We start from the raw sequence: 13844 nt of genomic DNA, 5'->3' as shown, positions 1-13844 counted from the left end.
GCAAGAACCATCGATATGCTTTGTTCCTTGGATGTACTATTCCAAAACGATATAATAATTATGATGTGAGTGCCCGAAAGTGCGCAGAAGCATTAGAAATAGAATTTGTGGACATGCAGGAAAGGGGCGCAGGCTGCTGTGGCCCAGTTTTCTTAAGGTCTGTGGATTTCGATACATGGATTTCAATGGCTGCTAAAAATTTAGTAATCGCTGAAGAGATGAATTTGGATATTGTAGCGTTATGCAATGGATGTTTTGGGGCCTTAAAAGAAGCAAATCATCATTTGAAACATGATGAGCAATTACGCGTACGCGTAAATACTGTTTTAACAGAAAGTGAGTTGCCGGAATTTAAGGGAACCATCGAGGTCAATCATTACATTAAAATGCTTTATGATTATGGGCTTGAGAATATTGAAAAGAAAATGACAATGCGTTTTGATGGTCTAAAAGCAGCCGTCTTCTATGGATGTCACTGCCTTAAACCATCAGAAGCTATGCAAGTAGATGATCCTGAGCGACCGCATATCCTGGAAGATCTAGTAGACATAACTGGAGCGCAAGCAATCGATTGGGAATACCAGCTAAAGTGCTGTGGTGGGCCGATTTTAGCAATAAACGAAGATGTGGCTGTAAAACTCGCGCAAGAAAAATTAGACAGTGCTAAAGCGGCAGGGGCCGACTGTACAATCATGATATGTCCATTCTGTGAACAAATGTTCGATACACAGCAATTAAACATTGAACGGAGACTGAAGACAAAGTATGATCTCCCTGCACTATTTTATCCACAACTTCTTGGTTTAACTCTTGGATACACTTTCGATGATCTTGGATTCCAATTCAATAGAGTTCCTGCTGATAAAATTAAAACATTTCTATCTAAAATTGAACAAGGTGAATGAAGATGGAAGCATCTGAAGTATCTGAAGTGCTAGTAATTGGCGGAGGAGTTGCTGGAATGCAAGCCTCCTTAGATTTAGCTGATAGTGGTTATACTGTTCATTTAGTTGAAAGAACGCCAAGCATCGGTGGACGAATGTCACAGTTAGACAAGACATTCCCAACAGGTGATTGTGCACTTTGTATACTAGCGCCAAAAATGGTAGAAGTTGCACGACATCCAAATATCAAGTTACACGCATATTCTGAGGTTTCTGAGGTTTCTGGTGCTGCTGGCAATTTTACAGTAACAGTTCGAGAAAAACCACGATACATCGATGAAAGCAAATGCACTGGCTGTGTGCAATGCATTGCTGTTTGTCGACTTAAAGATAGAATTCCAAGCGAGTTTGAAGTGGGTATAGGTAAGAGAGGAGCTGTATATATCCCATTTTTACAAGCAGTCCCCCAAGTCGCAACCATTGATGAGAATAAATGTCTTTATCTTAAAATAGGACAATGCGGGAAGAAAGGAGAAACACCCCCATGTCAAGAGGCATGTACCCAAGGCGCAATAGATTTTGAACAAAAAGAAAAGATTCTAGACCTTAATGTAGGTGCTATCATTGTCGCTACTGGCTTGGATGTCTATGATCCTTCAGACATGACAGAATACGGATATGGTACATATCCAAATGTTGTCACAAGTTTAGAATACGAACGAATTATGTGTGCTTCAGGACCAACTCATGGACATATATTACGCCCTTCGGATCAAAAGCCGCCTAAAAAAATAGCGTGGATTCAATGCGTCGGTTCTCGTGACGTAAGAAGAAAGGAATATTGCTCAGCAGTGTGTTGTATGTATGCTACAAAGCAGGCTATTATCACTAAAGAACATGAACCTGATATGGAAGAGCATATTTGTTATATCGATTTAAGGGCACATGGTAAAGGATTTAATGAATATACCATGAGAGCGCGCGACGAATATGGGGTAACATACAATCGTGGAAGAGTTTGTAATATCAAAGAAGATCTCGATACTCATGAGTTGACGTTATATCTTTATAATTTTAATAAAGACGCAGTAGAAGAGTTAAAAGTAGATATGGCTGTATTATGCCCGGCTCTTATTCCATCAGCAGGCACACAAGAATTGGCAAAGATTCTTGGCATAGAAACAGATAAGAATGGATTCATTAAAGAAAAAAGCGCGGACGCAATCAATGAAACAAGCGTTCCTGGGATATTTAGCGCAGGTCTTGCCCAAGGACCAAAAGATATCCCTGATACTGTTGCCCAAGCAAGTGGTGCTGCTGCCAAGGTAGGAAAAATTCTTGGACGTATTGAAAGAGGAGCTCTTGAGGAGAAAGACCGTATTGCCCCTGTTCGAGAAATAAAACCAGATGAAGAACCACGGATTGGTATTATGGTCTGTCATTGTGGTATCAATATTGGTGGTGTGGTGGACGTTCCTGAAGTGGTGGAATATGCAAAATCGCTTCCTAACGTAGAAGTTGCTGTTGAAAACCGATATGCATGCTCATCTGAAGCTCAAAATGTTTTGAAAGATATGATAAAGGAACGTGATTTGAACAGATTAATTGTGGCATCATGCACTCCAAGGACACATGAAGCATTATTTATGAAGACGTGTGAAGAAGCGGGACTCAATCCATTCCTTTTTGAACTAGTAAACATCAGAGATCAGTGTTCATGGGTTCATATGAAGCAACCTACCGAAGCGACACAGAAAGCAAAAGACCTTGTACGGATGTACACCTCAAAAGCAAGACGTTTCGAACCAATTGAAGTAAGATATATAGACGTCAAACAAGAGGCGTTAGTCATCGGTGGAGGTGTTTCCGGTATGGCTGCCGCCTTAGATATCGCAAGTCGAGGCTTTCAAACATATCTTGTTGAACGGGAGAATGAGCTAGGAGGTTTACTTAAGGACCTATATAAAATAGCGCCAAAAGATGAATTAGCGGAAGATATCATTCAGAAAAAGGTTAAAGCAGTAAAAGAACAACCTAATATTAAAACCTTCTTGAATTCTGAGATTAAATCAATTGAAGGATATGTAGGCAATTTCAACGTAGAAATTTTAGAAAATAAATCTGATACAAAAGAAATTACAGTCGGCGTAATTGTTGTTGCAACTGGTGGTCAGGTTTTTGAACCAGAAGGAATGTTTGCTTTTGGAAAAAGCGGTAATATTATCACACAGTTAGAACTAGAAAATCGCCTCAAAAACGAAGAAATTGACGACTTAGAAAACATTGTGACGATTCAATGTGTAGGTGCCCGAGAAAAGGAAGGCAGAACGTATTGTAGTAGAATTTGTTGTACAGCGGCACTAAAAAATGCAATGCTTCTTCGTGAGCGACTACCAAATGCGAATATCTATATCTGCAACAGAGATATCGTTACGCCCGCGAAAAATCTAGAGGAATATTATCGCAAAGCACGAGGTCAGAACATCACTTTCTTAAGGTATACCGAAGACAAACCACCATCTGTAAATGTTATGGATGACAAAGTAAATGTAGAGGTTTTCGATACGGTATCGAACACGAAACTCTGTTTAGACAGTGACCTAATTGTTTTAAGCACACCCTTAATTGCCCAAGAGGATGCAAAGGAATTATCAAAGCAGCTGAAAGTCCCACTTGTTAGTGAAGAGGAAGGAGGCTTTTTCCTCGAAGCACACGTGAAACTGCGCCCAGTTGATTTCGCTACAGATGGAATCTTTCTATGTGGAGTTGCACATGGTCCTAAAAGTGTAGGGGAAGCAATAGCACAAGCAAGTGGTGCGGCCTCAAGGGCAGGTATTTTATTGAGCAGAGGAACTTTAGAAACGATTGGTACAACAGCTGTTATTGATGAAGATAGATGCATAGGATGCGGGACATGTATTTCAATCTGCCCATATAACGCCATCGAGCCTGTCGAAATAGTTAGAGAGTTTGAAGATATTAAGTTAATTGAGAGGAAAAGCCGCGTTAACCAAGCAACATGTAAAGGGTGTGGAACTTGCGTGGCAGCGTGTCCAGTAAACGCAATATCTCACAGACACTTTACGACAGAGCAAATAGTGGATATGGTAAGAGCCTGTTTATCCGAAGAGGCTTAAGATGAGTGAACTGGCTTCTATACCCCCCAAACATCACGCTCACAACGAAACACAGGTATTTAAATACGGGAAAATTATTTAAAGGTAGTACGATTCATCTCCCCTATAAACTGGGGAAACCTTCTCGTGCGATAATATAAAGTCAACTACCCCTTCCTTTAGGAGGGAATCTCCTTCGGTGATAAAAGATGAGTAAATCCTATGAACCGCAGATAGTAGCCTTTTTGTGTAACTGGTGTTCCTATGCGGGAGCAGATTTAGCTGGAGTTTCACGATTTCAATATCCACCAAATATTCGAATTATTCGCGTAATGTGTTCTGGACGAGTAGAACCGTCGTTCATTCTTGACGCTTTCAATCGAGGTGTAGATGGGGTTTTGGTAGGTGGATGTCACATTGGTGATTGCCATTATCAAAATGGAAACGAACGCGCAAAAGAACGCGTTGAACAGACTAAAAAATTTTTAGAACTCATGGGTATATCTCCAGAACGTCTTCGTTTAGAATGGGTTTCTGCTTCTGAAGGTATGAAGTTCAAAAATGTTGTAGAGGAATTTACAGAAAAATTACGCACATTAGGGCCTACACCCTTGAAAAAGTAACACTGAAACTCAAGGAAGAGAGAAACTTGGAAAATTCTGTCAAGGGTAATGAACTAAATATCGATCTCCTTGCCGTTAAAGAGGGTGTAGAAAAGATAGAACACTATAGAAAATTAATTGAGGAGAATCCCTCCGATGTAGACGCGTTGATGGCTTTAGGGAAAGCATACATTCAGATAAGAAAATTTAATCAAGCGCTTGAGCATCTAAACACCGCATTAAGCATAGTTACATCAGAAAAAGAAGGAAAAGATATTTCAAGAAATTTAAAGATACAAAATGCTCTTGCTGTCGCATATATTCAACTAGGAGAATATTCAAAGGCACAGGAATACTTAGAAAATGCACTAACTTCTGATGAAACAAATAAAGACGCATTAAACAACTTAGCTATATTATATACGCGTATAGGAAAAGCAAAAGAGGCTATCGACTACTTTTTGAAGATCTTAGACATGGATGATACAGATATTCATACATGGGAAAATTTAGCAGAATTATATAAGCTCTTAGGAGAATATGATGAGTCTTTAAAATGTAAGATGCGAGTATTGGAACTTTCTGATATAAAATAAAAAAAACAGGTGACAATATGAGCAACAGTGACGAATTTGCAAAGGAATATGCAAAGGAAATTATGAAAGAGAGAGGTCTTAAAGGTGCTAAGACTCGGAGATTAATTGAAAAAATCATAAAAACCATTGGAACAGACAAGCGAAAAATAAATGTCGCACTAAAACGTGCGCAAATCGGGCATGCAGATGCCTCAAGCGAAACTGAATAACTTTGATCTAATTAGTCTAGCCTTTAAGAGAGGTTTTACGGAGAGGGAGGCAATGAAACAGTTAAGTTTTATGATAGTGGGAGTAAGCTGCATTATTATTGGTATTCTCCTTCTAATAATTCTAAATCAAGCGGTATGGATACAGTTATATCCATATTCACCATTTGTACCGATTTTCGCCTATGGACTCGCTTTTTTTCTCTTGCTTCTAGGATTACGATTTATAGTGAAAGGATTGAGAGCCTAAACGCCAATTAAAAGATATTCTAGAAGGGGTCAAAACTCATTCAAAATAAGCGTTGCCACTCATTTCTTTACTTTTTCAGTTTTTCTTGGCAGTATCTCACAACTTCTTGCGCAGGTCTTGGTATAAGATAGTGTTCATCTGTTCTTATCGGATTTCCTCCGAGATATAGCCTTTTTAGGTGAACAAGGTGCTCCAACCCTTTAATTTCTTCTATATTATTGTCCCTAAGGTCTAATAGTTCGAGCTGAATAAGCCTTTTTAATCCTTTGAGTTCTTTTATTTGATTCGCATAAAGATGTAGTTCTTTTAGGTCAGAAAGATGTTCTAAATCTTTAAGCTCTTCTATATGGTTATAACTAAGATCTAGTATTTCGAGGTAACTGAGATGCTCCAATCCTTTGATTTCGGTAAGATCAGTAATTCCTTTTCTGTGAAGATCTAGTGTGCCGTATTCGACATAATATTTTGTTCCTTTAACCGTCACAAAATTATCCGCAATATATTGCTCATCAATTTTTTTCTTTAAAGTGATTTTGAGTTCCTCTTTCGTCATTTCTGCTTTTTCTTGACAATATTTCACAAGTTCTTGAGCGGGTCTCTCTACTAAAGACCATTCTTCATCTCTTATCTGGTTCGCAAAAAGATCTAGTTCTTGAAGGTTGGTAAGAGTCTCCAAGCCCTTAATTTCTTTTATCCGATTATCATAGAGGTATAGCTTTCGGAGATTGGTAAGAGTCTTTAAGCCCTTAATCTCATTTATCCGATTAGCATAGAGGTGTAGTATTTGTAGGTTACTAAGCGTCTTCAGTCCCTTGATCTCTTCTATGTAATTTTCACTAAGATCTAGTTCCTGAAGGTTAGTGAGTGTTTCCAATCCTTTGAGCTCTTTTATCTGATTGTCACTAAGGTTTAGTTCTTGGAGATTTACAAGGTGATTCAATCCCTTGATCTCTTTGATTTTGCGATTACGACTTAGATCGAGTATTTGAAGATTTATGAGTTTTTCCAGTCCCCTGATCTCTTTTATGTCATTCTCACTAAGGTTAAGTTTTTGAAGGGTAGTAAGGATCTCCAAACCCTGAAGGTCTTTTATATGATTGTGCTGAAGATCTAGTTCTCGGAGATTAGCAAGTGTTTCTAATCCTGTGATCTCGTTAATATCTTTGATTCTTTTTCCAGAAAGATCTAGTTTGCCATTTTTTACGTAGTACTTTGTTTCTCTAAATTTTACAAATTCCATTTTTGTTTTCTCTTGACAATATTTCACAAGTTCCTGTCCAAGTCGCCCTATTAAGAGCCTCTCATCATCTCTTATGGGATTAGCCCATATGTATAGTTCTTGGAGATTGGTGAGTGTTTCCAAACCCTTGATTTCTCTTATCCGATTAACACTAAGTATTAGTGTCTTGAGGTTGGTGAGACGCTCCAATCCTTTGAGTTCCTCTATTTGATTACCACTAAGATTTAGTTTTTGGAGATTAGTAAGTTGATCCAAGCCGTTGATCTCATTTATATCATTTTCACTAAGATTCAGTTCTTTGAGATTAGTAAGCGTCTCCAAACCCTTAAGCTCTTTTATCTGATTGTGCTGAAGATAAAGTTTTTTTAGATTGGTAAGCCGCTCCAACGCTTTAAGGTCTTTTATTCGATTCCAAACAAGGTCTAGTTCTTGGAGGTCAGTAAGGGTCTCTAAGCCCTTGAGTTCTGGTATTCGATTGTCACAAAGATTCAGTATTTGTAGGTTAGTAAGGTTTTCCAAGCCTTTGATCTCGTTTATATGATTTACACAAAGATCTAGTTCTTGGAGATTGGTAAGCGTCTCTAAGCCTTGAATTTCTTCTATTTGATTCTCCCTAAGATCTAGTTCTCGGAGATTGATAAGATATTCAAAGTCCTTAATTTCTTTTATTTGGTTCTTCTTAAGGTCTATTCTTCGAAGATCAGTGAGTGTTTCTAATCCTTTGATTTCGGTAAGATCAGCAATTCCTTTTCCGTGAAGGTCTAGTGTGCCGTTTTCAACGTAATATTTCGTTCCTTTAACTGTTACAAAATTATCTGACATCTTTCCATCACCTTATCTTTGGCGTGGGCAAAAGGCGTGGTTTCTCCTTCGTCCAATTATATTCGTAGTTAATTGGTTCCTAATCTCACCGTGAACTACCCCACCCTGACGGATGGGGCTTCCTGCGAGTCCTCCTAACTCCCTACCGGGGGAGAAACTTTCGTTTTACATTTGGCTGTGTATCGCAGATTATCGAGAAATACCCGATAGCCTGTCCACTTGGCATTCTGTGATAGGTAACGTTTCATAAGGACAACACAACTATTTTTGTCCCTCGCTATCACGTTACCACAGTCACAACTCATAATTCGTTTCCAAATTGGCATACAGTGCAGTTTACCGCACACCCAACATTCTTTGGTCGAGTTTCGTTCGTCAATTTCTATTGTCCTTTTACCTACTCGCCTGGACTTGTAGGTTAGAAAATGCACGAACCGTCCCAGCGACCCGCTGTTCTGTGTGGCGCGGTTCAATCCCGCTCTCATGGGTTTCGGCACCTTGTTCGATTGTGCCATGTGTTTGACGTCCAGTTCGCCCACGATCAGAGTGTTAGCCCTAGTGTTTTCCACCAGTTTCCTGCTGAGTTTATGCTGGAAATCACGGGTCTGTTCATCCCGTTTCCGCTCGTACTTGTGTTTGATCTTATTGAGCAGTTTCCACCTGTTGCTGAACTTCTTACACTTATCCTTCCGCGATTGTACCTCGGCGATTTTCGGATTCCAATATTTGTCAGGACGCTGATTTTTCACCATCAAGAACTTCCCCTGGGAATTGACCGCCGTAACGATATGGGTAATGCCGAGGTCGATGGCTTGATATCGTCCGTTATCCACATAGGGGTGGTCTTCCAATTCGTAGGTGAGGCTCACAAAATATTGACTTCTATATGATGAGATGGCGACCTGTTTTACCTGCTTTTCGTCAAAAGAAAATTTGTCAGGGATGGTAAACTCCAAAGGCATATCATTGTATTTGTGGGAAAAGGTAATCTTTCCGGGTTTGATCCTGAACCCCGACTGGTTATACACCATGGTGGTGAAGTACTGTTTGCCTTTGAATCGCGGGAGACAGGCATCGGCATGCCCATTTTTCCGAAGGGCAAAAAACGACTCGTAATCGGCGGCTAACGACCTGAGAGCATACTGTAAGACCTTGGAATACACCCACGTATACTCTGGGAAGTGTTGTTTGATGAGTGGCAGGTCGTTTTGTTGTGTGCGGTAATTCACACCCGATATCCCGTGTTTATAGGCGTCCCTTCTCTCGGCAAGGGCAAAGTTATAGATGAGCCTGCATTTCTCCGAAAGTTTCCAGAGAACTGCTTCCTGTTCTGGTGTCGGAAAAATCCTGATTTTCTGTGTGAGTTTCATGGACTTCACGTAGAACTCTGGTACTTACTAGGTTATAGCCATAAACTCTATATAAAGCCAGCGACTTTCAGCCCCCACCTGTTGGAAGGGGAGTTCCCGCCTATTAAGTTAAATATATTTCAAAATGTGGAATGTGAATTAGAGAGAATTGCTACTATAATGTTAAGACCCTCATAGAGAGTTTCAGACTACGGAAAACACATGTAAACTAGGCGAAACGCCTGGAATATTCACTTCAACTGAATGCGTCAAAACAAAGTTTACTTTTTGATTTGCAGAAGAAAGAAATTCCTCAGAAATGACAATAAACTTCACCTGTTTCGTTAAAATATAGTTTTCAAAAATCTCTCGCGGGACAACATGGAATTCATAGGTTGACCGTTTTGCATAAAACATTATTGACCAACCTAGACCAGGTGTGCTAAAGACATAATCGTCCTCTGAAGAATGGTTTTCAATATAAAATCCTATTTCCTTTATACCCACATCACCATATGAAACTTCTGTGTATATATCTACTCCAGTAAACGTAAGATTAGAGATAAAAAGTGGGATAAGGAGCAGGAGGAGTCCAGATTTAATTGGATAAGAATTATTCATTTTATTTTCATAAAACCAGATAGCAATGTAATAAAGTCCTACACCAGCACTAACTATCAATAAAAACAATAGTTGATCAATTCCAAACAAAGTATTCGGAAAAACTCCTTTTAAAGAGATATATACGAATGATCCGATTAAAGAAACGGCAAACAAAAGAATAGTTTTTTCCTTTAGTAAGATGATTTTGTAGATGAATCGAGCAGTCAGAATGAGGAGAAATGGAATTATTGGAAGGATGTAAAAATACAGTTTATAGGAACTTAGCTCGAAAGTAAAAAACGTTGTCCCACTGATTAGAAGAAGGAATAAATCTCCGGAACTGCGTTTCCAAGCAGAATAGAAGACAGAAATTAGAGTAATTGGTGCCCACGGCGTTAACCCCCACATCAACATGCCAAAATACCAAAATGGACCTCGTGAACTCACATAAGATGGGCGGCCACCTAGCTCAAATAAGAGCAAGGCTCTAGTGGCCTCTGGAAAACTCACATACATATAAACAAGCCAAGGCAATGTAGAAAGCACAACAGAAATAAAATAAAATGCAATTTTCCTAGAAAAAAGGAATTCCCATTTTTTTTGTAGACAGACAAATAGTAGAATTGTGACGGTCGGAAATATTGCAGCATGCCATTTTGTAAGTATCCCTAATCCCTGAGAAATGCCAGCTAATACGAACAACATTGATGATGATGACTTTGAATTGAACCCTTTAATGAACAAAAAAAGAGTTAGAATACTAAAAAACGTTAATGGGACATCTAACATTCCTTGACGGCTATATTTTACATGAAACTGGCACAGCGATAAAAGAAGAGCAGAAAGTAACGCAATCTTTTTTTCAAAAAATTGCTTTGCTAACATATAAGTAAGCAGAATTGAGATAATGCCAAATACAGCCGGAACAAATCGCATTGCAAATTCATTCACTCCGAATATTTTATAGGAAACTGCCATTAGCCAGAAGATTAGCGGGGGCTTTTCCAAAAAAATATGAGGGAATTCTCTAATATTTTCTAAACCTGGAATAGGATTTGCTATAAGAATCGGCTTTAATGGATTAATAAGAAGGCTTTGGGCAACTACAGCATGAACACCTTCATCCCTGGACTGTAATTCTGGACGATTTAAAAATAAAAGTCGAATAATGATTGAGAGGATTAGAATGAGTAAAAGTTCCTTATGCTCCTTAATTTTAGCTTTCAATTGCTCAGTGAATAATGATTCCATTGTTGCGTCCAACTCTACATAGACAAAATTCCATGCATTTATAAAGAGCGTTTAATACAGAGATGAATATAAATCTTATTGGAAATTTTTGGAAGTCTGAATGAAGACACTCTACAAATAATCTAAGAAGACATTATAAGGAGAACTTGAGAAAATTGATGGAACGGCAATCGTTCCTATTAGTAGGATGTATTTTTTGTGCAATAATTTTACAATTTGTATTCTCACTTTTGTTTATTTTTTCAAGAACGACAGCGTATTTAGCCATATTTGGCATAATAATCGGTACGATAGTTGCCCTTTGGTTTTTTTCTCTACAGAAAGAAAAATTACAGTTCTTCGGAATCATCTTTCTTGTCATTGTAATTACAACTATATCTACATATGCCACTGGTGCAAATATGCACCCTGAATTTGAGTGGGATTATTACACTAAGATTAAAGAAATTGCGATAGGAAATTATCCTGCAAAAGATGTACACTATGGCACGGAATTTTGGACAAAACCTACCTCACTTTCGCAGGTAATTATAGGAGGCCTCTGTGGATTGCTTAATCTTAGGCATCCCCTACAAATTTACCTCTTTGCATCAGCTTTCGGTCCTCTTGGTGCAGTTTTGACGACTTTGGCATTTTATAAACTTTCAAAAGAGATTTTTGATGAAAAAACGGGAATTTATTCGGCGTTATTATTTGCAGTCTACTCATGTGTTTTTTATCCTGCAATACACTTCAACGGTTCAAATTTCCTCACGTTATTTGCATTTTATTACTTTGTTCGCTACTTAAAAAATGATAATCAAAGACATCTTTTTTTAACGATACCTTTTGCATTAATAGGAATGCTTATTCACGTACAGATGCCTACTTTTTTCCTAATTGGAGCGGTAAGTTATATCTTCTTTAATTCACTCATTAAAAGGTCTGTTAAAATTAATGAAATTGTTTTTGGCATTAGTTTAATTGTATCATTTATACTAGGATTGATAAGTTGGTACCCCACAGAAGACTTCACAAAAAACAGTTTTGGGGCAATTTATGATAGATTATTCTTAAATGAAGGAATTTTCGCACTAGAATATTTCTTGGGATTCTTCTTTTACAAATCGATTAGCATCATTTTCTATCTGATAATTATAGGACTTGGATGGATAATAATTTGGCATAGAGGAGCATTTGAAAAACAAGAAATTCGCCTGTTACTTTATACTTTAATTGGAGTAATTATAATTATTTTTGTAGCTGTTTTACTTGAAGATTTTATTCCTGTGATTCATGGATTCGCTATATACAAATATAGGTTTGTTAAACTTCTTCTTGATTTTAATGTGGCTACTATAGGGATATATGGTATTAAAGAAATTGCGACTATTTCAGTTGGGACAGGCCGAATAAGACTTCCTAAAAATGCAATAACCGTTCTAATTCTGAGTGCAGTTGCCATTGGTCCATTATCAGTTTTTGGAGGTCTTTTAATTTACAAACCGTTTACAGGAGAAATCGTTGATATAGACTCTTTTTATCTCTCGGAACAAGATATAGAAACGATCCGAGCGATAATTCCAGAGGGAAATATAGTTCTAACAGACCTTAAAACAGGTAATATCTTACCTTTCTGGTGTTCGGTGTACCCCATTGCCTTAGATAGAGGACACTTGCTTAATTGGGAAGACACAAACCAAATTGAGAGAGAGGAAGACGTGAAAAAAGCGCTTGAACTAAATACAGAAGAAAATGAGATTCTTGCTATAATGAACAAATATAATGCCCGATTTGTCTTAATAAATAAAGGTAATGTGGAATTACTGCAAGAAAATCCGTTATTGATGGAAAAACTCAAAGATTTTGAGTCCTTTAATTTGATTATCGAAACAGAAGGCATTGCGATTTTCATTTCAACTTAAATTTCTTGTAAAACAATTAAAAAGCAAAAGCACAACTCCTATTACTAATTTGCTTCCTTAAAATGAAGCTAAAAAAGAGAGATTTACTGAATTAGATTTTTCAGAAGTTTTGTTTGCTAAATCTATTACTTTTCAAGTACTGAAGCCATGTTCAGCGCATATTTTCTTAAAACAAGTGCAGAATAACCAATTCGAATCGGATTACGACCAGCACCTACCAATACGTGCTCGTTATCGATGCTGGTTACAATTGTATAACCCTCAGTTCCTCTTATAATTACTTCTTTGAAATCACCGTGACCAAGTTCATTTATAGCTTTATAACCCATCGAGAGTATAACAGCAGTAAGCGCTGAAAAAATATCAGCATCAGTATTAGTGCCAGTTGCATGGGCTATCCTTAATCCTTCTTTCGTCACAATTGCACATGCCTCTAAATCAGTTGAACTCTCAATTTCACTTAATATTTCCATTAAATCCTCTCGTGGTTCAACAGACATTTGTCCACCTCAATTATAAGCTTAATAACGAAAGCTTCGAATGGAAAGTGTTAGACAACAAAACTTGATACGCTCTAATATATTTAACTTTCGTATAATATTATTACCTAAGACTTTTTTCCGCAACCACAAAACAGATATAAGAACGCTTTTTCCAAGAAAATCAAAGTTTTAGAACGTGTTAGAAAATACAAAAAATGTGTATAGTAAACGAAAGAAATACTTATACTATGGAAAAATCTTTTTTACTTGTCTGCAGTTATAATTAACAAGGGAAGAAATACGTACTAAAATGACAAGAATGAAGTGAATTTAATGACTTTCGATTATTTGTTCAAGGTGATCGTTGTCGGAGATGGAGCGGTCGGTAAAACATCGCTTACGCGTAAATTTACCACAGGGCAGTTTCGAGAAAGTTATAAAATGACTATTGGTGTAGATTTCTCAATCAAGATATTGAAAATAAGCCAAGAAAGCAAGAGTAAAATTTCTACTGTAAAGCTACAAATATGGGATACAGG

General features: G+C 37.7%; 11 protein-coding genes and 1 pseudogene. 8 read left to right on the top strand and 4 right to left on the bottom strand.

The features are described from left to right. The 6 genes from QVB70_RS10345 to QVB70_RS10320 all read left to right on the top strand — a co-directional run. Window positions 1-905, top strand: a 905-nt coding sequence (locus tag QVB70_RS10345; protein ID WP_287585746.1) for a CoB--CoM heterodisulfide reductase iron-sulfur subunit B family protein, incomplete at its 5' end; no start/stop codon positions are given. A 2-nt stretch (window positions 906-907) separates the two neighbouring features. Further along, window positions 908-4021, top strand: a complete 3114-nt coding sequence (locus tag QVB70_RS10340) for a CoB--CoM heterodisulfide reductase iron-sulfur subunit A family protein (RefSeq protein ID WP_287585744.1) — start codon at window positions 908-910, stop codon at window positions 4019-4021. Window positions 4022-4209: 188 nt separating this feature from the next. Further along, a complete protein-coding gene (locus tag QVB70_RS10335) occupies window positions 4210-4623 on the top strand; it encodes a hydrogenase iron-sulfur subunit (RefSeq protein WP_287585743.1) in 414 nt (137 codons plus the stop codon). Between the two features lie 26 nt (window positions 4624-4649). Then, window positions 4650-5198 carry a tetratricopeptide repeat protein gene (locus QVB70_RS10330; protein ID WP_287585740.1) on the top strand — a complete coding sequence of 183 codons (549 nt, stop codon included), beginning with the start codon at window positions 4650-4652 and terminating at the stop codon, window positions 5196-5198. A gap of 17 nt (window positions 5199-5215) precedes the next feature. Then, a complete protein-coding gene (locus QVB70_RS10325; RefSeq protein WP_287585737.1) occupies window positions 5216-5407 on the top strand; it encodes a hypothetical protein in 192 nt (63 codons plus the stop codon). A gap of 52 nt (window positions 5408-5459) precedes the next feature. After that, on the top strand, window positions 5460-5654 hold the full coding sequence (locus QVB70_RS10320) for a hypothetical protein (protein ID WP_287585735.1): 195 nt from the start codon (window positions 5460-5462) through the stop codon (window positions 5652-5654). 67 nt (window positions 5655-5721) lie between these two features. On the opposite strand, the gene QVB70_RS10315 is transcribed toward QVB70_RS10320, so the two are convergent. The 3 genes from QVB70_RS10315 to QVB70_RS10305 all read right to left on the bottom strand — a co-directional run bounded on the left by QVB70_RS10315 (window position 5722) and on the right by QVB70_RS10305 (window position 10919). Further along, entirely contained in the window at window positions 5722-7716 is a 1995-nt protein-coding gene (locus tag QVB70_RS10315; protein ID WP_287585733.1) for a leucine-rich repeat domain-containing protein, read from the bottom strand. Between the two features lie 134 nt (window positions 7717-7850). Further along, window positions 7851-9086, bottom strand: a complete 1236-nt coding sequence (locus tag QVB70_RS10310; RefSeq protein WP_287585731.1) for a transposase — start codon at window positions 9084-9086, stop codon at window positions 7851-7853. A gap of 183 nt (window positions 9087-9269) precedes the next feature. Then, window positions 9270-10919, bottom strand: a complete 1650-nt coding sequence (locus tag QVB70_RS10305) for a glycosyltransferase family 39 protein (protein WP_287585728.1) — start codon at window positions 10917-10919, stop codon at window positions 9270-9272. Between the two features lie 158 nt (window positions 10920-11077). Here QVB70_RS10305 and QVB70_RS10300 point away from each other — a divergent pair, with 158 nt between their 5' ends. Continuing rightward, window positions 11078-12823: a glycosyltransferase family 39 protein gene (locus QVB70_RS10300; RefSeq protein WP_287585726.1), complete on the top strand. Its 1746-nt coding sequence runs from the start codon at window positions 11078-11080 to the stop codon at window positions 12821-12823. Window positions 12824-12948: 125 nt separating this feature from the next. Here QVB70_RS10300 and QVB70_RS10295 read toward each other — a convergent pair whose 3' ends face one another. After that, window positions 12949-13323, bottom strand: a complete 375-nt coding sequence (locus QVB70_RS10295) for a roadblock/LC7 domain-containing protein (RefSeq protein ID WP_287585723.1) — start codon at window positions 13321-13323, stop codon at window positions 12949-12951. A gap of 315 nt (window positions 13324-13638) precedes the next feature. On the opposite strand from QVB70_RS10295, the pseudogene QVB70_RS10290 reads away from it, so the two are divergent. Continuing rightward, window positions 13639-13844 (top strand): annotated as a pseudogene (locus QVB70_RS10290) (hypothetical protein); the annotation flags it as partial.

Source organism: Candidatus Borrarchaeum sp., assembly GCF_019058535.1.
GTDB classification, from domain to species: Archaea; Asgardarchaeota; Sifarchaeia; order Borrarchaeales; family Borrarchaeaceae; genus Borrarchaeum; species Borrarchaeum weybense.
The sequence above is the reverse complement of the archived record's forward strand: the minus strand, read 5'-3'. Positions and strand labels throughout refer to the sequence as shown.

What these genes read in the sequence shown, in the direction of transcription:
- QVB70_RS10340 (WP_287585744.1), top strand. Translation starts at nt 908, where the DNA reads ATGGAAGCATCTGAAGTATCTGAAGTGCTAGTAATTGGCGGAGGAGTT.
- QVB70_RS10335 (WP_287585743.1), top strand. Translation starts at nt 4,210, where the DNA reads ATGAGTAAATCCTATGAACCGCAGATAGTAGCCTTTTTGTGTAACTGG.
- QVB70_RS10325 (WP_287585737.1), top strand. Translation starts at nt 5,216, where the DNA reads ATGAGCAACAGTGACGAATTTGCAAAGGAATATGCAAAGGAAATTATG.
- QVB70_RS10320 (WP_287585735.1), top strand. Translation starts at nt 5,460, where the DNA reads ATGAAACAGTTAAGTTTTATGATAGTGGGAGTAAGCTGCATTATTATT.
- QVB70_RS10315 (WP_287585733.1), bottom strand. Translation starts at nt 7,716, where the DNA reads ATGTCAGATAATTTTGTAACAGTTAAAGGAACGAAATATTACGTTGAA.
- QVB70_RS10310 (WP_287585731.1), bottom strand. Translation starts at nt 9,086, where the DNA reads ATGAAACTCACACAGAAAATCAGGATTTTTCCGACACCAGAACAGGAA.
- QVB70_RS10305 (WP_287585728.1), bottom strand. Translation starts at nt 10,919, where the DNA reads ATGGAATCATTATTCACTGAGCAATTGAAAGCTAAAATTAAGGAGCAT.
- QVB70_RS10300 (WP_287585726.1), top strand. Translation starts at nt 11,078, where the DNA reads ATGGAACGGCAATCGTTCCTATTAGTAGGATGTATTTTTTGTGCAATA.
- QVB70_RS10295 (WP_287585723.1), bottom strand. Translation starts at nt 13,323, where the DNA reads ATGTCTGTTGAACCACGAGAGGATTTAATGGAAATATTAAGTGAAATT.